The 20,844-nt window shown below is 44.4% G+C and carries 8 protein-coding genes and 1 pseudogene; 4 read left to right on the top strand and 5 right to left on the bottom strand.

The window, feature by feature from the left end; translation table 11 throughout:
* Together K4A83_RS00830 and K4A83_RS00825 are read right to left on the bottom strand one after the other, a co-directional pair.
* Positions 1–427: pseudogene (locus tag K4A83_RS00830) on the bottom strand (RNA-guided endonuclease TnpB family protein); the annotation flags it as partial.
* Positions 428–534: 107 nt separating this feature from the next.
* Positions 535–4,053, bottom strand: a complete 3,519-nt coding sequence (locus tag K4A83_RS00825) for a GAF domain-containing protein (RefSeq protein ID WP_265262476.1) — start codon at positions 4,051–4,053, stop codon at positions 535–537.
* Between the two features lie 310 nt (positions 4,054–4,363).
* On the opposite strand from K4A83_RS00825, the gene K4A83_RS00820 reads away from it, so the two are divergent.
* Entirely contained in the window at positions 4,364–5,152 is a 789-nt protein-coding gene (locus K4A83_RS00820; RefSeq protein WP_265262475.1) for a Uma2 family endonuclease, read from the top strand.
* Positions 5,153–5,370: 218 nt separating this feature from the next.
* Here K4A83_RS00820 and K4A83_RS00815 read toward each other — a convergent pair whose 3' ends face one another.
* Positions 5,371–6,321, bottom strand: a complete 951-nt coding sequence (locus K4A83_RS00815; RefSeq protein ID WP_265262474.1) for an aldo/keto reductase — start codon at positions 6,319–6,321, stop codon at positions 5,371–5,373.
* A gap of 288 nt (positions 6,322–6,609) precedes the next feature.
* On the opposite strand from K4A83_RS00815, the gene treS reads away from it, so the two are divergent.
* The 3 genes from treS to K4A83_RS00800 all read left to right on the top strand — a co-directional run bounded on the left by treS (position 6,610) and on the right by K4A83_RS00800 (position 14,798).
* Complete coding sequence (gene treS, locus K4A83_RS00810; RefSeq protein WP_265262473.1) at positions 6,610–9,924, top strand: maltose alpha-D-glucosyltransferase; 3,315 nt, start codon at positions 6,610–6,612, stop codon at positions 9,922–9,924.
* A gap of 78 nt (positions 9,925–10,002) precedes the next feature.
* Positions 10,003–13,641, top strand: coding sequence for a chromosome segregation protein SMC (smc, locus tag K4A83_RS00805; RefSeq protein ID WP_265262472.1), 3,639 nt, complete (start codon positions 10,003–10,005; stop codon positions 13,639–13,641).
* Positions 13,642–13,838: 197 nt separating this feature from the next.
* Positions 13,839–14,798, top strand: a complete 960-nt coding sequence (locus K4A83_RS00800; RefSeq protein WP_265262471.1) for a PRC-barrel domain-containing protein — start codon at positions 13,839–13,841, stop codon at positions 14,796–14,798.
* A gap of 50 nt (positions 14,799–14,848) precedes the next feature.
* Here the strand turns inward: K4A83_RS00800 and upp are convergent, their stop codons facing one another.
* Positions 14,849–15,487 carry a uracil phosphoribosyltransferase gene (gene upp / locus K4A83_RS00795; RefSeq protein WP_265262470.1) on the bottom strand — a complete coding sequence of 213 codons (639 nt, stop codon included), beginning with the start codon at positions 15,485–15,487 and terminating at the stop codon, positions 14,849–14,851.
* Between the two features lie 6 nt (positions 15,488–15,493).
* Positions 15,494–20,821, bottom strand: a complete 5,328-nt coding sequence (locus K4A83_RS00790) for a protein kinase domain-containing protein (RefSeq protein WP_265262469.1) — start codon at positions 20,819–20,821, stop codon at positions 15,494–15,496.
* Between the last annotated feature and the right edge of the window lie 23 nt (positions 20,822–20,844).

Raw genomic sequence — 20,844 nt, 5'->3', positions numbered from 1 at the left:
GCAAATCTCTCGAACCTACTAGCTTTAAACTTCCAATCCCTTTCTGGTCGATAAAATTAATGTATTTTCGGTTTTCAGATAGTTTCCATCCTGAGACTTTGTATTCTACTGAACGAGTGTTTTTTTTAAATTTAGGATATCCTTTCTTGCCTTTAACTTGGTTTTTACAATTCTCATAAAAACGGTTAACTGCCTTGAGTGTCCTTTCTACAGCAGCTTGACAAGCGTGGGAGTTTAGTTGTTCGACAAACTTAAACTCTTTTCTCAAAATCGTGTTGTATCTAAACATTTCGGGCTGACCGATACCACGATTATCCATCCAATAACGAAGGACTTTATTTCGGACAAATTGGGATGTCCTAATTGCTTCATTAATGGCGGTTATTTGTTGTGGTTTAGGGTAGACCTTAAACTCGTAGACAAACACGGATGATACTGAGTTAATGGATATCAAATATTATAATAACATGGAATTGAAAAATGGGCAATAAAAAGCCCTCCTGAAGGACGGGGCTTGTATCCCATTATTTTCGGTCACTCCAAGAGGGTTAGGAGTTGGTCAAAGCGAAATTCGTCAATTAATTGATGGAGTTGCTGGGCTAACTGCTCGTATTCTGGGGGGAGTTGGTCGATTAATTCTTCACAGAGGCGATCGCTACAAGCTTGCACCCCATACAAAAACTCTTGTTTCCAAGCGGCGGGGAGCTTTTCAATTAGATTATCTAAGGAATCTGATTGAGATAGAGTGGCGGGAGCGGTAACAGGAGAGTAAAAAACGTTAGGGATGGAGATATACTGCGCCCCTAGATGATGTTGTAAGGTTTGGATTAAATCTTTTTCCCGGAAAGGTTTGCGCACAATATCATCACATCCGGCTGCCCGAATCTGCTCCTGTTCTTCTTCAAAGGCGCTGGCTGTGAGGGCGATAATCTTCACGGGGGAGGGGGTGGGAGACTCCCCTTGCTGTTCCTTAGCGCGAATTTGGCGCGTTGCTTCGTAGCCATCTAAAACAGGCATCCGTAAGTCCATCCAGATTAAATGAGGTTGCCAGCTTTCCCAAATGGCGATCGCCTCCTGACCATTTTTCGCCTCCCGCACTTGAAAACCCATCTCTACCAGCAACGTCACCAAAGCCAAACGGTTGGTCATTTGGTCTTCCACCACCAAAATCCGATAGATGGGCTGATGAGGGGCTAACATTTGTCCGGGTGCGCTCGTAGCTTGCGATTGACTTTCCGGGGGACTCTCTACCACGCCCACAGGCAGGATCACCCGGAAACAAGTCCCCTGATTGACCACACTTTGCACCGTAATTTCACCCCCCATCAGCCCCACAAACTGCTGGGCAATGGGCAACCCTAAACCTGTTCCCTGCCCTGATTTTAAGCCCGTTGAGGTTTGAGTAAAGGGGTCAAAGAGTTGATCGAGTTCATGTTCTGCAATGCCCGGACCGGTATCTTGAACTTCAAAACAAAGGCAACAAGAGGGGGAGGTGATGTCACCGGAGGAGTGATCGAGTTGGGGCATCTCTGGGCCTTCCTCCTGCCTCAAAACACGAACGCGCAGGGTGACACCCCCTTGTTCGGTAAATTTCAAGGCATTGCCCAACAAATTCAGTAGAACTTGCCGTAGTCGATTTTCGTCGGTGATCACAAAACAAGGTAGATCCAAAGCCAGGTCAAAGTTTAAACTAATCCCCTGACTCACCGCTTTGAGGACTAACATGGCTTCTAGTGCTTCTAAAAATTGGGGCAGATGGAAGGGTTTAAGGGTTAATTGTTCCTGTCTGGCTTCAATCTTAGACATGGTGAGGATGTTGTTAATTAAATCTAGTAGATGTTCCCCACTGCGGTTGATAATGTCTACATATTGGCGTTGTTCAGCCATCAGGCTCGGATGACGGGCCATGAGTTGAGCAAAACCTAAAATCGCATTTAAAGGAGTGCGTAATTCGTGGCTCATATTGGCGAGAAATTCGCTCTTCGCTCGGTTGGCTTGGTCGGCCATTTCCTTGGCTTGGCGTAGTTGTTCGGCTTGTTCTTGGGTTTGGGAGAACAATTCGGCTTGTTGTACGGCTACCCCTAAATGAATGGCAATTTGCATGACCATTTTAATTTCTGATTCTTGCCAATAACGGGGGGAGGTGTTTTGGTAAACACACAATAAACCCCACAGTTGATTGTTGCGGAAAATTGGGACGATGATATAGGCTTTGGCTTGAATTTCTTTTAATAGATCCAAGTAACAAGCATCAAAACCCGCTAAGTCTACGTCAATCACACAACGGTAACTTGAACGTTTTTGAGTAAAAACCCCTTGGTTGTGTTGTAAATAGGTATCTTGAATCAGCACATTATCGCTGTCTAAGGTTCTGACGGCACATTCGGATTTATTAATAGCGATTTGGGTAAGGGTGGGATTAATTTGCTCAGAAACGAGGACTTTCCAACCTCGGGCAACGGATTCAGCGACTAATTCTCCACTCCAATCGGGTTGGAAACGATAGATTAAAACGCGATCGCATTTCACCGCATGACGGAGTTCTTTCGTGGTGACGTTAAAGATATCTTGGAGATTTAAAGATTGCCGCATTCGTTGAATGACGCGGGAAATTGCCTGTTCTCGTTCAGCGACTTTGCGCAGATTAATTTCCATTTGTTTACGCTGGGTGATGTCTCGACTAATCCCCACTAAACGCAATTCCCCCGAAGCATCTCTAAAGGTGATTTTTTTACTGGAAAAAACCCGCACGGCTCCCGAGGGGGTGGTTAGGGTTTCTTCATTATTTGTCGCTTGTTGGCGGAGAAAAACCTCCTCATCGGCTTTCCAGAGGGCCTCGGCTTCTTCCGGGAAGAAGAGATCAAAGTCGGTTTTCCCCATAATGCGTTCCCGAGGACAGCCTACCATGTCACAAAATGCCTCATTAATGGTGGTGATGCAGTGCTGACGATCTTTAACATAAATGGGATCGGCGATCGCATTTAATACCCGATCTAAAAAATCTTGACTTTCCTGTAAAGCGGTTTCCGTGGCACAACGGATCTGAATTTCTGCCTCTAAAGTTTTGTTGGTTTCTACTAACTCCCGAGTCCGTTCTGCGACTCGTTCCTCTAATTCATCATAGGCTTGGTGCAGTGCTTCTAACGCTTGTTGTCGTTGTAATTCGGTACTAGCACGCGCCGCAAAAACCTTTAAAATTGCTTGGGTTTGTTCGGTTAATAATAACGGCTGACGATGGATTAAACATAAACTGCCGATTACCTGTTGCTGACCATCACAAAGGGGGACACTATAATAACCTTCTGCGGGTAAATTTTGGTACAGTTCACTATGGGGGAAATATTGCTGTAAATTCATGGCAAAATAGTAGCTTTCTCCTTGTTCAATTACTTGGCTACAAGGAGAACCTAAATAGCAATAATCCCAATTGTCTTTTAATTTACCATCTTGCCACCAAGCTAGTGTTTTTAGGACACAAGGCGAATCTTCTATGATTTTCGTGACCAGAATCGCATCCACTTCTAATGCTCGGGCAAGATGTTCAACTAGGGCCGGAAAAAACTCGTTACCGATCACAGAAGCCGTGCCTGTTACTAAGGTTTGCAAGGCTATTTCTACTTTTTGCCTGTGCTGAATTTCTTGCTTCAGTTGCTGGTTTAAATCTTCCAAAAATTCTGGGGTTTTTAAGGATAAACAAGCTGGAAATGTTTGGATACTCTTAACTACTGTGAGTAGGGCAAAGAGAGCAGTTAGCAGCCTGAAAATTCCAGATAGCCAATAATTGGTATACCAAATTGTCCATATATTGAGGAGGGTAGCTAGTCCAGCCGTCAGGAGAAATGCAGCCAAGAGGACAAAAACCGACGATAAGGGCAGATCCCGTCTGCGCCAGAAAAAGTACAACAGCAGGGTGGGAAGGATAAAAAAGGCGATCGCAATACAGCTATCACTGAGGGCAAATAACCAGAGAAGGGGCGTTTGCCAAATATAACAACTCCCTTGTGGTTCATAAAAATCAGGTGATAACAAAAATTCTAAAGCTTCCCACATCATTATTTTAGATTTTTCAGTCGGTAACAGTTAATCGGCAATGAGCAAATCAATTGATCAATCAATTAACTAGAAAATAAAGAGGGAAGACATTATTTAACCAGCTTTCCTCCCCCCCACGCCCTTATAGGGTAGCAAAAAAAGAGAGTCGGATCTCAATAAGATGCCGATCTCTCTGTTCAGAGTTAACAGGTTAGGATTACTTTCTGACTGTAACAAGTTTTGGTGACAGATTGTGTGTCCTTGGGTGCAAATCCTAAACCCATTGCCCAGATGCGTTACAATCTAGGCACATTCCTCACCCAGAAGACCTATGCTCCAAGACCTATTAAACAATACAGACATCGAGTATCCTGAAAGTGATGGTCAACCGATGGCAGATAATACCCTACAGTTTCGCTGGATTGTGACGATTAAGGAAAATCTAGAGATTTGTTTTGCCCATCAGCCCCATGTTTTTGTCGCCGGAGACTTACTCTGGTACCCTGTACAAGGTCAAAACAGGATTTGTCAAGCTCCCGATGTTTTAGTGGTTTTTGGACGACCTAAAGGGGAACGAGGATCTTATAAACAATGGGAAGAAGACAATATCCCCCCCCAAGTGGTCTTTGAAGTTCTCTCCCCCAGCAATCATCCCCTAGAAATGCAGAACAAATTACTCTTTTACCAAAAACATGGCGTACAAGAGTATTATATGTATAGTCCCCATCGCAATCAGTTAGCCGGAGCCCTGCGTCGGGGAGATTTATTAGAAAGTATTGAGCAGATGGATGGGTGGATTAGTCCGTTACTCAATATTCGCTTTCAACTGCTGCCAGATACGTTAGAAATTTATACGGCCAGTGGGCGGAAGTTTTTAACTCCGGTAGAACTCAATGAAGTGCGAGAACAGGAGCGGCAACGGGCCGAACAGGAGCGGCAACGGGCTGAACAGGAGCGGCAACGGGCTGAACAGGCGATGCAAGAGTTAGAACAGGAGAAACAACGAACAGAACAGGAGAAACTTCGCGCTGATACTGCCTTAGAGGAGTTATCCCAAGAAAGGCAACGTTATCAAGCTCTGTTAGAACAACTCAAAGCCCGAGGAATTGAGATGGATTGAGCGGAGGAGTTAGGGCTTGCTCAATCTTAACAAGTTAGGCCTTTTCTCCTCTTGTCAAGGTCAGGGAATCGGGAATGATTTACTCATTACTGATTACTGTTTTTTTGGGTTTCGCGCTCCACTCCACCCAACCTACAGATAACATTCTGGCGTGAATAGAGATCCCTTAAACAAGCCGTTTCAGCTTAAGACTATTACGGGCTTTAGCCGTAGGATTGTCAATGTCTTTCGTAGGAATAAACATCTCCTACTTGTTGAAATAATGCTTGGGAACGCTGGGATAATTTCTGGATATCAAGCCGTTCTAGCGGTTTTTGGAGGGCTTCTAAATCAGTTTTAATCTGCTGGCGATTTTCCGTTAAGCCTAAAATAATTGTCCCGACTCCCGGTTGTTGTTTGAGCCAATTTAAGGCGACTTGGGCTATGGTCATCTCGTATTTTTGCCCCACTTCTGCCATAGTTTGTAATAACTCTTGAACAGCACTCCATCCCCCGTGTTTAGCAATCATGTGGTTATAGTAAAATCCCCGACAATGTTCTCCCTCGGCTGGGGGAATTTTGACCCCCAGAAATTTATTAGAAAGAAACCCCCCGGCTAAACTGCCATAGGGAATAAGGGGAATTTTATGTTGAAGACAAAGGGCTTGAATGGAGGTTTCTACTCGGCGGTCAATGAGATTATATTGGACTTGATGGGTTTTAATGGGGGCGTATTCTAAAGCCCTTTTCAACATGGTGGTGTTAAAGTTCGTAACCCCTAATTGGCTAATTTTTCCCTTTGCTAAGTATTGATTGAATATCTCAAAGGTAGAGGCAAAATCAAGACTCGGATCATGCCAATGGATTTGAACACAATCGAGATGATCTCGTTGTAAGTTGCGCAGAGAACTGTCTATTTTATATTGGATTTGTTGTAAGGTAGGAACGGCACCAAAAAAGACAGCTTTTGTCCAGATTTCACAATCGGAACGTCCTTTTAAACACTTGCCTAAAAGTTTCTCGCTCCGACCATAAATATCGGCGGTATCAAATCGTTTAATGCCCCATGCTAAATAAGTATCAATGGTTCGCTCCACATCCAGTTCTGAGAGTGCTTTCCAACTGCGATCGTCCAGTTGCCAGCACCCCACCATAAAACAATCCGCAATTTTCTCCTGCTCTATATTCATCTGTGTCGTTTTGTCTCACTCCCCATGATTGTGATGGATCCGGCGGATGGGAAGTCAATAGATGATGAAATTCCTATCCTAACGATCTCCCTCAAGTCTTTATTTTAGCACCGAGACGGGTTTAACAGCCCGATGGCTTCACTGCCGGACTTGGGGCTGATTTGTGAAGTTCTCCCCCGCTAACCCTTCGGGTATAACGGGCGACCCCTGCTGACTTTAGGTTGGGAAGTGAGGGGGTGTCATCCTATAATGGTTCTCAGATGCACTCATTTCCTGAGATTTGATTGAATGAATACGACGCTCCTCAAAGATGATCCCCTGTGGTTTAAAGATGCCATTATTTATGAAGTTCCGGTTAAGGCTTTTGCCGATAGTGATGGGGATGGGGTGGGGGATTTTCGGGGATTGACCGAAAAGCTGGATTATATTCAGGATTTGGGCGTTACGGCGATTTGGTTGTTGCCTTTTTTCCCGTCTCCTCAACGGGATGATGGCTATGATATTGCCGATTATATGCAGGTGAATCCGGTTTATGGCACTGTAGAGGATTTTCAAGAATTGTTGGATGAAGCCCATGATCGGGGGATTCGGGTAATTATTGAGTTAATTGTTAATCATACGAGCGATCGCCATCCTTGGTTCCAACAAGCCCGTAAAGCCCCCCCCGGCAGTGTGGAACGGGATTTTTATGTCTGGAGTGATTCCCCGGAAAAATACCCCGATGTGCGGATTATTTTCCAAGATTTTGAAACCTCAAACTGGACTTGGGACCCAGTGGCAAAAGCCTATTATTGGCACAGGTTTTACTCCCATCAACCGGATTTAAATTACCGCAATCCGGCGGTACAAGATGCGGTGTTTAATGTGGTGGATTTTTGGCTGGGAATGGGAGTGGATGGGTTACGCTTGGATGCGGTGCCCTATCTCTACGAAAAGGAAGGCACAAACTGCGAAAACCTGCCGGAAACTCATATCTTTTTACAAAAGCTGCGATCGCACATTGACGAGAATTTCCGCAATATCATGTTACTGGCCGAGGCGAATCAATGGCCCGAAGACGCGGCGGCCTATTTTGGTCGTGGCAATGAGTGCCACATGAACTTTCACTTCCCCCTCATGCCCCGTCTGTTTATGTCCCTACGCATGGAGGATAATTTTCCCATCGCCGATATCCTCAAACAAACTCCCGCCATTCCCAGTAACTGTCAATGGGCCCTCTTCCTACGCAATCATGATGAATTAACCCTCGAAATGGTCAGCGATGAAGACCGGGATTATATGTATCGCAGTTATGCCCAAGACCCCCAAGCCCGCATCAATCTAGGGATTCGTCGCCGTCTCGCTCCCCTGTTGGGCAATGACCGCCGCCAAATTGAATTAATGAATGTGCTGTTAATGTCTATGCCCGGTACCCCGGTTTTATACTACGGGGACGAGATTGGCATGGGGGATAATATTTATTTAGGCGATCGCGATGGAGTCCGCACCCCCATGCAGTGGACCGCCGACCGCAACGCCGGATTTAGTCGCACCCCCCCCCAACGTCTCTATCTCCCAGTGATTTTAGACTCAGAATATCACTATGAAGCCGTCAACGTAGAAGCCCAACGAGCCAATCCCACCTCCCTCTGGTGGTGGACCAAGCGCCTCCTCGCCACCCGCGCCCGTTATCAAGCCTTTGGAAGAGGAACATTTGAACTACTTTATCCTGAAAACCGCAAGGTCATTGCCTTTACCCGCACCTATTCTGGAGAACATATCCTTGTCGTAGCCAACCTCTCCCGCTTCGTGCAAACGGTAGAATTAGACCTAGCGGCCTTCCAAAATATGATCCCGGTGGAAATCTTCGGTCGGACACGCTTCCCAGCCATTACGGGAGCCCCCTATTTCCTCTCCGTTGGACCCTATAGCTTCTACTGGTTCATCCTGCAACCTGTCGATAGTTTGTATGTAACCACTCCTACCCCCATCTCAACCAAAGACCTCCCCACCCTCACCGTAAACAGCAAATGGCAGGCCATATTTACCCAGAAAGGCACTAGAGCCACCCTAGAACGGGTATTAGGGGATTATGTGCAAACCTGCCCCTGGTTTCAAGGCACCAACCGCGTTGTCCAAACCAGCACCATTCTGGATGTCATTCCCATTCACTATCACCAAAAAGAGGCCCAAATTGTCATCCTGCAAATTGACTATACCGAAGGCTTCCCAGATACCTACGTGCTGCATTTAAGCTTTAGTTTAGACAGTCATGAACAGGGCATTCTCAAAATTGTCTGTAAGGAAGGGGAAGGGGTGCTATATCCCTCACTGCAAGACCCAGACTATCTGGGGCTGCCTTTGGATGCGATCGCCAAAAAACGGCGCTATAAAGGCAGTCATGGTCAAATCATCGGCACCTCCACCAAACTATTCAAAACCATTACCCAAGAAGCCACCCCCCTTGACCCCCATCTCTACCGAGGCCTACAAGATAATAGTTCCATCATCTACGGCAGTCATTTAATCCTCAAACTCTACCGCCGTGTAGAAGAAGGCATTAACCCAGATTTTGAAGTCGGGCGCTTCCTAGCCACCAAACAACAAAAAGACCATTTCGCACCCATTGGCGGCGCCATTGAGTACCAACGCTCCAATAATGGCACCATCACCCTAGGCGTACTCCAAGGCTACATCCCCGACACCCGAGACGCTTGGTCTTATACCTTAGATCATCTGCGGGGATACTTTGAACAAGTGATGGTCCAACAACCGGAGATTAATGATGTCATGTTTGCTCCCAACGACCTAGGGACCGCTCAAACCCTAGAATTACCCGATTTTGTCTATGAAATCATCGGGACTTATTTAGGCTCCGTGCAGCTTCTCGGGCAACGAACCGCCGAGTTACATATTACCCTCGCCTCAGACCCCGAAAACCCCGATTTTGCCCCAGAACCCTTTACCTCCTTCTACCAACGGTCCATTTACCAATACAGTCGCAATTTAACCGGACAAGTCTTCCTCGACCTGAAAAAACGCTTAAATGATTTCCCGGAACCCCTGCAACAACTCGCCCAAACCGTCTTAAATCGTCAAGAGCAAATTCTGGGGCGATTTCGCTTAGTCTTGAACCAAAAAATCACCGCCTTGCGCACTCGTTCCCACGGAGCCTATCATTTGGGACAGGTTTTATTTACCGGGAAAGACTTCACCATCATTGATTTTAAAGGCGAGAAAAACCGTCCCCTCAGTGAACGACGAATGAAGCGATCGCCCCTACGCGATGTAGCCGGAATGTTACTCTCCTTCAACTACGCCGTCAATATTGCCCTTCGGCGAGAAGTCGAAAGCGGCATGATTCGACCGGATAACCTGCCCATGATGGAACAGTGGGCGCAATTTTGGCAAAGTTGGGTCAATATCACCTTCCTCAATGCTTATTTAACCGGAGAAGATGATTCTAGCCTCACCTTTTTACCCAAAACCGAGCAGGAATTACAGGTATTATTAGATGCCTATTTGTTAGAAAAAGCCATTCAAGAATTAAGTCGAGAGTTAGACCGACGGCAAGATTGGGTCGAGATTACCCTCCAACGGATTTTACAGTTATTGGAGGCTTAGGATTAACTTTGGCGCTCTCTTCTTCCTCTCTGGTACACTCAGAAAATACGCCTGTACCTTTATCGTCCCTCTGCGCCTATGGTTCATATTAAGCGCGTCGAATTGTCTCACTTTAAATCCTTTGGTGGGACAACAGATGTCCCACTGTTAACCGGATTTACCGTGATTTCTGGCCCCAATGGTTCGGGAAAGTCTAACATTCTCGATGCGCTGCTCTTTTGCTTGGGATTAGCCAGTTCAAAAGGGATGCGAGCAGAACGCTTGCCCGATTTAGTCAACCATAATCAAGTCAATCAACGAGGCACTTCAGAAGTCAGTGTTACCGTGACTTTTGATCTGTCCGATTGGACATGGCAAGACCCGACCACCCTCCCAGAAACGCCCCCACAGCCCCCTAGGGAGTCCCTAGAGGCCTTAGATTCCCCCTCCTTAGCTCCCGATGCAGAATCCCTAGAATGGTCCGTGACAAGGCGTTTACGAGTGACAAAAGGGGGGAATTATTCCTCAAATTTTTTCATCAATGGAGAACCGACAACAGCCGGAGAACTCCACGAATATTTACGCCGTTTACGGATTTATCCCGAAGGCTACAATGTGGTATTACAAGGGGATGTAACCCGCATTATTACTATGAATGCCCGGGAGAGACGGGAGATTATTGATGAGTTGGCCGGAGTCGCAGAATTTGACCGCAAAATTGAACAGGTCAAGTCTACTTTAGATGAGGTACGAGAACGAGAGGAACGCTATCGGATTATTGAACAGGAGTTACAGCGCTCTCTGGAAAAATTGGCTAGTGATAAGGTCAAAGCGGAGAAATATCAAAAACTGAAAGACCAAATTCACCAGAAACAGGGCTGGGAAATGGTGTTAATTTGGCGTTCTCTTCAGACCCAAGTTCAGCAACTTGAAGGGACTTTAAAACAAGGGGAACAGCAATTACAAAAGCTGGATGAGCAGTTACAAAATCTGGCGGGTCAAATCGCTACGAAAACCGCAGAATTGCAAGAGTTAAACCGTCAGGTCAAGGCTTTGGGGGAAGATGAACAACTGTCGGTTAACTCTAAACTGGCTAGCCAAAAACTCAAGCGTTCTCAACTGCAACAACGCTACAGTGAATTGGAAAATATAATCCGGGAAGGAGAGGAGTTGATTGAACGGAAGGGGCAAGAATTAATTGCCTATAGCCAACAGTTTAACCAAGTGAATCAGGAACAGGAAGAATTAGAGCGGGCAATTACGGGATATTTAACCCAAGAACGGGATGAGGCGAAACAACTTCTCGCTAACTATCGCCAACAAGCGGATAGTATCGCGGCCGCTTCGGAAATTTGGGTACAAGAACAGTCGGGGATTACTAAACAGATCCAAGATATTCAAAATCGTTTAAATCCTCAAAAAACGGAACAGGCAAGGGCAACGGAACGGTATAATCAACTGAGCCAAAGTATTGAAAAACAACGCCAACAATTAATAGAAATTGACCAAGAGCTAGGGGGGCAAGAACAGAGTTTAGAAGGGTTTAATCTGGCGGCGTTGGAGGAAACTATTGCCAATCTTGCCCAAAGTTTAGCCAGTTTAGATCAAGAGCGGACTGTGGTAGAACAAACCCGAGATCGGCTGCTGAAAGAACAACGGGAGAAAAACCGACAATTGGATAAACTGGAAGCGACCAGCCAAGCGCAACGAGAAGCCCAAGGAACTCACGCTTCCCAAATGATTTTACAGGAAAATATCCAAGGGGTTTGTGGTTTAGTTGCTCAGTTAGGTCAGGTAGATACTCGTTATCAATTGGCTTTAGAAACGGCGGCTGGCGCAAGATTAGGTCATATTGTTGTCGAACATGATGGGGTGGCCGCCCAAGGGATTCAGCTGTTGAAAAATAAGCGGGCGGGACGGGCTACGTTTTTACCGTTGAATAAAATTAATCCCCCATCTTTCCATGAGATTCTCGCTCTGCGTCAAGCCCGAGGATTTGTTAATTATGCCATTGAACTGGTTTATTGTGAACCTCGTTATAAAAAAATATTTAGCTATGTTTTCGGCAATACGGTTGTTTTTGAAACCCTCCATGATGCACGCCAATACTTAGGACAGGTGCGCATTGTTACCTTAGAGGGGGAATTACTGGAAAGTAGCGGAGCCATGACGGGGGGCAGTCAATCTAGCCGCCATACTCTCCATTTTGGGACGAGTTTACAGGGTGAATCTCGGGAGATTGAGGAGTTACACAATCGACTGGTAGAACTGGATAGAATTATAGCACATTGTGAGTCTAATTTGCAAGAAATTGTAGAAAAAAGCAAGGAAATTTCTCAGAAATTATTAGACCTGCGTCAACAGTTGCGGGAGCAGCAATTAAGAAGGGAACAACTGGAGAAGGAACGGGCAAAGTTGAGCCAACAAAAAGCGCAAATTAGCCAACAATTAGGCGAAAATGAGGCTGAATATGAAACCTTAACGCAACATTTGAGAACGCTGGAGGAGACGATTCCTTTACAGGAGGAGGAACTCCGCTTAGAACAACAAAAACTAGCGGAATTGGAAGCGTCCCAAACCTCTAGTGAGTGGCAGGGGATTCAACAACTAATTAAAGCCCAAGAACAGAACTTGGAGGGGAAAGAACAGAATTTGCGAGAGACTCAAGGGCGACAGTTAGAACTGAGGAATCAAGGGTCGCGCTTGCAGGAGAAAATTGACCAAGCTCAACAAATGACTCAACAGAAACGTGAGGAGGTTTCTGGGAGTCGAGAACAGTTGCAAAGCTTAACCCTTGAGCGTCACAGTCTAGAAACGGAAATTCAAGAGACGGAAACTCGTTTAGGGGAACTGACGGCACAATTGGGGGCGGTTAAACAGGAGCGCGATCGCACTGAAGACACCTTACAACACCTGCAAACCCAACAGCAACAAGCCCAATGGCAACGGGAAAAACTCCAAGAGAACCAACAACAACGTCAACAGGATTTAATCCACCTCCAGGAGCAAGAACAAACCCAACGGCAAGACTTACCAGAACCATTGCCAGAATTGCCTCCCGACGGGCAAAACCTTACCCCCGAACAACTCCCCCCCTATCTCGAAAACCTGCAAAAAGACCTACGCTATGCCCAAAAACGTCTAGAAGGCATGGAACCGGTGAATATGTTGGCTTTAACAGAATACGAACAAACCCAAACCCGCTTACAAGAACTCACCGACAAACTCACCACCTTAGAAGGAGAACGGACGGAATTATTACTGCGGATTGAAAACTTTACCACCCTCCGTCAACGGGCTTTTCATGAGGCCTTTGATGCAGTTAATGAGAACTTTAAAACCATCTTCGCCACTCTTTCAGAAGGGGATGGCTACTTAGAACTCGATAATGCCGAAAACCCCTTTGCCGGAGGCCTTAATCTGATTGCACATCCCAAAGGAAAACCTGTCCAGCGCCTCAGTTCTATGTCGGGGGGGGAAAAGTCCCTCACAGCCTTAAGTTTCATCTTTGCCCTCCAACGTTATCGCCCTTCTCCCTTCTATGCCTTTGATGAGGTGGATATGTTCTTAGACGGGGCAAACGTCGAACGATTAGCTAAAATGATTAAACAACAGGCTCAACAAGCTCAGTTTATTGTCGTGAGTTTACGCCGACCGATGATCGAATCTGCGGAGCGCACCATTGGTGTAACCCAAGCGAGAGGGGCTTATACTCAGGTGCTAGGGATTAAACTCTAGTGGCTAGGGATTCCGCCAGAGGGATTGAGGAATGGGTTATGATTTGTTAAGTTATATCAAATTAAATTGAGTAAAATTAAGTCTGTTTGGGATTATGCACTGGTATTCTCCCGTGCGATCGCCAAACCCCCCGTTAGGATATTCTGACTACACAATTGAACCCCCATAGAATGCGAGAGCTTCAACTAAAAGACACAATGACCACAGATACTATCCGTCTACGCTCTGAATTTATTAATACCAAAGTCATCGCCAATAACACCGCCCGACAGTTGGGCATTGTTAAAAGTCTGCTGGTGGATATCGACCGTCGGGAAGTTGTAGCATTGGGGCTACGGGATAATATCCTGTCGGTGGCCGGAATGCCCCGTTATATGTACCTCAACATGATTGAAAAAACTGGGGATGTGATTTTAGTCCCCGACGAGGATGTAATTGAAGACGTAGACGTTGAGGCCTACAGTAAACTGATTAACTGCGAAGTGATCACCGAAGCTGGGGAACTCCTCGGCCGGGTGCGGGACTTTCAGTTTAGCCTAGAAGATGGCAAAATCTCCTCATTGATCATTGCCTCCATTGGTTTACCCCAAATTCCTGAACAGGTCTTAAGTACCTATGAACTGCCTGTAGAGGAAATTGTCAGTAGTGGTCCGAACCGGATTATTGTGTTTGAAGGGGCCGAAGAGCGTTTAGTGCAAGTGACCGTAGGATTTTTAGAACGCTTAGGCATTGGTCGTCCCCCGTGGGAGCGGGACGAAGAAGACCCCTACTATACCCCCACAGCGCGGCCAGAGAACCAACTCCCCACAGGAATTCCCATTAACCCTCCGGTATCGAATAAGCCCATTGAAGCCCGTCCAGCGGCCTACGAACCCGCTTGGGATGAGGACGAATGGCAAGAAGCCCAACCCCGTTCTTTACCCCGTCGTCAAGCGGAAGCGGTGCGTTACCAAGAGGTTGAGGAACCCGAATATGAGGACTCGAATTGGGGGGATAGTCCCAGTTATCAACAGCGTGCCTATGTGGAGCCCGAACCGAATTATGATCATGATGTAGAGGCGGATATTTGGGATGATGAACAGGAGGAAGAACCCTATAAACCAGCACGGGTGAACATTCCCGAACGCACTCGCACCCCGGAATATGAGGACGGTTAAATTGATAATTATTAATTATCAATTATCAATTATCAATTATCAATTGTTCCCTATTTCGTTCCATATAAGCGATCGCCTGCATCCCCTAAACCGGGCAAAATATACCCATGTTCATCGAGTTTGTCATCCACAGCGGCCGTAAAAATTGCGACATCGGGATGTTGTTCTTGAAAGTGGGCAATGCCTTCCGGGGCGGCTAGTAAACAGATAAACTTGATGGAGTGGGGGGTATATTCCTTAATCCGATCTACAGCCGCCACCGCAGAGTTCCCCGTGGCTAACATTGGGTCCACCACTAACACATCCCGATGTTCCACATCATGGGGCAGTTTAAAATAATATTCCACCGCAATATGAGTGCTGGGATCGCGATACAAGCCAATATGTCCCACCCTTGCTGAGGGAATCAGTTCTAACATCCCATCTAATAGCCCTTGTCCGGCGCGTAAAATGGGGACAATCACTAGCTTTTTATCGGAGGCCAACATGGGGGCTTCCATGGTGGCGAGAGGAGTCTGGATGGTTTGGTTTTTCAGGGGGAGATCCCTTGTCACTTCATAGGCCAATAACATTCCAATTTCTTTGAGGAGTTGGCGGAATTTAGTGGTACTGGTTTCCCCTTGTCGCATCAGGGTTAATTTATGTTGGACTAAGGGATGATCAATGATGGTAACAGGCGCAAAGGTCATAAGTGTTCAGTCCTCATCAGTAGAATGGGAATTAGGGGTGGGTGATGTTGTGGAGCGGTTTAAAAGGCGATCGCACCGTTTAAGATAATACTGTGCAGGTCTATCTCCCGAATGTTCTCTCAGACACCGCTCAAACAGCCGAGAAGCCCCCTCAACAGCCCCCTGATAGAACAGTAACACCCCCCGCTCAAACGCCTCCTTAGTCGCCTTTTTCGCCTCATACAACCCCTCGGGATCAGCCGAAAACACCTCAAACAATCCCACCGCAATCGTTTTTCCCTTCACCTTCACCTGTTCAATGAATCGCACATCATAGGCTAAGGGATCTTCCAATTGTGCTAAGGTCTGATGAGTCATCAACAAAGACACCCCATAGGTTTTCGTTAGGGTTTCCACCCGAGCCGACAAATTCACCGCATCCCCGATCACTGTACCATCCATCCGTCTCGAACTCCCCACCGTTCCCAACATCAAAAACCCTGTATGCAAACCAATCCCAATCTTTACGGGAGACTGCTGGGGATGAGTTTGATTATAGTCCTCCAAGGCGCGCAACATAGCTAAAGCTCCCTGCACCCCATGATCAGCCTGTTGGGGAAATAGAGCCATAATCGCATCCCCAATATACTTATCAATAAACCCGTGATTGGCTTGAATTACGGGTTCCATAGAAGCCAAATATTCATTAATAAAAGCAAAATTTTCCGCCGGGTTCATCTGTTCAGAAAGACGGGTAAAATGCCGAATATCTGAAAATAAAACCGTCATTTTTCGTTCAACTTGATCCCCTAATTGAATATCAATAATACTCTGTTTATTGAGCAAGTCCAAAAACTGACCCGGCACAAACCGCCCCAAAGCATGATTGAGTTGGGCTTGTTCTTGATAAAGACGCGCTTTTTCTAAGGAAATAGCCGCCTGGGTGGAAAGCAAATTAATTAACAAAATACGTTCTTTGGTAAATGCCCCAACAGCTAAGTTATTTTCTAGATAAATCACCCCCACTAATTTACCTTGATTCACTAAAGGACTACATAGAATAGATTGAGGGTGGTGCGCTTGAATATAAGGATCTCGATTAAAGCGTTCCTCTGTGATGGCATTATTGAGTACCACACTTTCTTGAGTTCGTGCCACATAATAGACAATGGATTCAGCAAGATTTTGACTAGCCGTGATGGGAGTTGAACGAAATAAGACTATATTTTTATTCTCTATTGTTCCTTCGGCTTCAATGAGTAAATTCCCTTTATCTTCTAAGATTAAATAGCCTTTTTGTGCGCCTGCATTTTCAATCAGAAGTCCCATTAATTTAGACAATAACGAATCTAATAATAATTCACGGGCAATAGTTTCTGAAGCTTTTAAAAAGGTTTTAATATCTAAATTTGATCCCAAACTATTGGTTGTAATGCGAGTGGTGAGGGGATAGGAAGATTGAGTTTGAGTTCCCACAAAACGAGGATATTTCGTTTCCATCTGGACTACTTTTAGCCTAGCACCCCAGAGTTGATAACAGTAGTAAGCCTCTTTGAGGTAAGCTAGGGCGATGAATTCCTTATCCCGCGCTAAATAGAACTCTCCCGCGAGTTCGTAGGCGATCGCCAACTCATGAGTATAGCCCTTTTCCTTAGCCCAGGCGATCGCTTGTTCATAAAATTCTATCGCCTGACTATCCTTGTGGTTTATATTACAAAACTCAGCCTGCACTAAAAGATATCGATGTTGGTGATTATCTGGGGCATTTTTTGCCCATTTTTTTAACTTCTTGAGACTCCGACAAACTTCATTTAATAAAAGCTTACGTTGAGCCGGAGAACAATCTTCTTTTAATAAAGCCAGTTGTGTTAAAGTATGATAAAAACAAAAATAAACCAGTTTAACACAAGAAATTGCGCCCTGAGCATATTTTTTAGCCTGCTCTCCATTTTTATAAGCTTTTGTATAATTGCCGAGTAACAACTCAATCAATAGCAAGTTAAAATAAATGCAAAAATTCGCATAAAATTCTAGTGTAGATGATTTTTCTTGTTTATTAAAAACATCTCCTTCTAGAAAGTTAGACTCAGGATTGTCCTGTAGTAAATCCAGAACAGCTTGATGATAAACTTTAGCATTAAAAAGCATGGACTCCTGATTAAACTTTTGAGTCACCTCAACATACCGTTGTAATTTAATATTAAGCTCCTCCAAGTTTTGACCCACTAAATAACTATATCCCCAGTCCACATAACTACAATAAGATCCATATTCAAAATCTCCAGTTTCCAGACTACTCTGACAACCTTCTATTCCCCAAGGTATAAGTTCTTTTAAGCTAATTTTCCAATGCCGTACACAAAAGTTGTTTAGAAAATACACTTTGGCTTTCATACTATCTGCTTGATATGTTTCCAACAACTGTAATGCCAATTCACTAAACTGATAGCCAAGATCAAATTGTTCAACAAATCCGCAGAGAAATAAACCATAATTGGCATAAACCACAATGGATTCTAGGCAATTTCCATACCGCACAGATAGAGCAATTTGTTCAAAGATAATTAAAGGCATCAACCAAGATCCCGAACGATAAGCAGCAGGAATCAGAGCTACTAATATCTTCATCGTTGCCAGTCGGTAGGGATCTGTCATCTGGGGTAAATTTGCTAAGTCTTCAACTTTTTTGCCTAATAGTAGTCGTTTCGTTTTTAAAAATCCCCATATAATGTGGCGTTTTTTCGGTTTTTTAGGGAATGATATATTAAGTAATTTTAAAACCTCTATTCCTACATCAATGGCTTCTGCTAAATTCATCTGGGCAATGAGTGCGATAATCTGAATTTCAAAAATTCGCAGCTTATCTAATAGAGTTTTTGTTTGATTTATCGCCTTTTCAATTAACCCATTCATTAGGTCAAACTCTCCCCTTAGATAGGCTATTTCTATGGCTAAAATATACGCCTCAATTTGTACATCATAACGGTTTTGCCAGCCCTCCTCTCCCAGTAAGTCTAACGTGACTTGGACATAATCTGCACTAGCTGGATAAGCGTTCGATATTTTCGCTTTGCGTGCCGCCTTTAAATTTAAATCAGCCAGTTGATATTGTTCTGACTCTTGGTGAATTAAATTAATAGCTAAGTTTAATTGATTAACAATATCAAAAATTCTATCATCTAGCTCTGCTTCTGATGTTTGTTCCAGTAAAACCTGCCCAATCCGTTGATGAACTTGTTGCCGCGTCGTTTCCGATAGTAAAGAATAAGCAGCCTGCTGAACTCTATCATGAACAAATTTGTATTCAGGCCATAAAAACTGTTCAGAGTTATCCTCAGAAATGAGTTCTAACACTCGTTCTAATTTTTCGCTATTCTCTAAGGAAATAATCAAGCCAAATTGAATAGCATCTTTGAGATAACTGGCTGTCTCAGTTAAAGAGTTTTGATAAGTCTGGGCTAAAGTTTTTAGATCAAATTGATTACCAATACAAGCCGCAATTTGTAACAAAAACTGAGTTTCAGACTCCAGCTTCTGAATCTTTTGCGTCATCAACTCTACCACATTACTGGTAATACCTTGAGCTTTAATTAAGTTTAAATCCCAGCACCAGGTTCTCGTTTTGACATCAAAACATACCAGGTTTTCTGTGACTAAAGAAGTCAAAAATTCCTTTACAAAAAAGGGATTTCCTTCCGTTTTTTCTAGAATTAGTTGTCCAAGAGGCCTAGCAAGATTTTCAGAACAGTTGAAACTATCCTGAATAAACTCAATAACTTGATCTTCTATTAAAGGACGTAGAGTAATCTGTTCAACTGGGGTATTAGTTGCTTGAATATCTATTAGGGTAGTTAAGAGAGGGTGTCCCGCAAACACTTCATTATCTCGATACGCCCCGATTAAAAATAAGCCCGTTTTAAGGGTGTCCATTAACAGACTCATTAAGCGTAACGATGCCCGATCTGCCCATTGTAAATCATCTAAAAATAAGACTAAAGGATGTTCAGACTGGGTAAAGGTTTGAATAAATTTAGGGAAGACTATATTAAAGCGGTTTTGTCGTTCTGATGGACTCATTATGGGTAATTCTGGCTGTTTCCCGATGATGAGTTCTAGTTCAGGAATAACCTCAATAATCATCTGACCATTATTCCCAACAGCTGCTATTATTTTCTCTTTCCACTCTTTTAGCTGGTCTTCACCTTCTGCTAAAAGTTGCCCAATTAAATCCCGAAAAGCTTCTACAATCGCTGAGTAGGGAATATTGCGTTGAAATTGATCAAATTTCCCACTAATAAAATAACCCCGATGGGCTGTAATTGGTTTAAATAATTCTTGAACGAGGGACGATTTGCCAATTCCTGAATAGCCTGCAACTAACATTAAGGTAGTGTTTTTTTCGGTATCAGAAGACTGGGTAACTCGTTCAAACGCTTGGATAAGGATCTGGATTTCTTGTTCTCTGCCATAAAGTTTTTGCGGGATTTGGAAACGGTCAGAAATATCTTGTTGACCTAAAGGAAATGGGGTTAAGGTTTGGATGGTTCTCAGTTGTTGATAACAAATTTCTAAATCGACTTTTAATCCGTAGGTACTTTGATAACGTTCTTCGGCATTTTTGGCGATTAACTTAGCAATAATATCGGGTAAAGGATGGGGCAAAACAAGAGGTGGGGCAGATTGAGCAATGTGGCTATACACCAGTTCAAGGGGATCATTACTGCGAAAGGGAACGCTTCCGGTAAGCATTTCATAAAAGGTAATACCAAGAGAATAAAAATCACTGCGATAATCTAACTCTCGGTTCATACGTCCCGTTTGTTCGGGAGAAATATAGGCTAATGTTCCTTCGAGAATGCGCGGGTTTTTTAAGGTGGGATTTTCGCGGTTTAGTTGGGTGGCAATGCCAAAATCAATAATTTTTAAAACTTGGGTTTTGGGATTATAAACAATATTGCCGGGGTTAATATCTTTATGAATAACCTGTTGACTGTGGATGGCTTCTAGACTGTTGCTAATGGCGAGGGCTAAGGGGAAAAATTCTAGGAGGGTTAAGGGGGGGCGGTTTTGAAGCCATTCTCTTAAGGAAATTCCGCCAAAGTCTTCAAAAACAATCACATAACTATTTTGCCAATTTATCAAGTCGTAAGCTTTAATGATGTGGGGTGAATCCAGTTGATGGGTGAGGTGATATTCCTGTTTGTAGCGACAGATTTGTTCTGGGGTGGGATAGTCTTGATTGAGAAATTTGAGGATGACAGACTGTTGATCTTGTTGTCGGACTGCTCGATAAACTTGGGAGTTTAGGCTTTTGTGTAGTGGTACAAAGTCCCCGTATCCTGCCAGAATTGCCATGTTTTTTGTCCTTTATGCGATGA

It is taken from the genome of Spirulina subsalsa FACHB-351, from assembly GCF_026130165.1.
GTDB classification, from domain to species: Bacteria; Cyanobacteriota; Cyanobacteriia; order Cyanobacteriales; family Spirulinaceae; genus Spirulina_A; species Spirulina_A subsalsa_A.
This window is presented reverse-complemented; position numbering and strand designations above follow the sequence as displayed.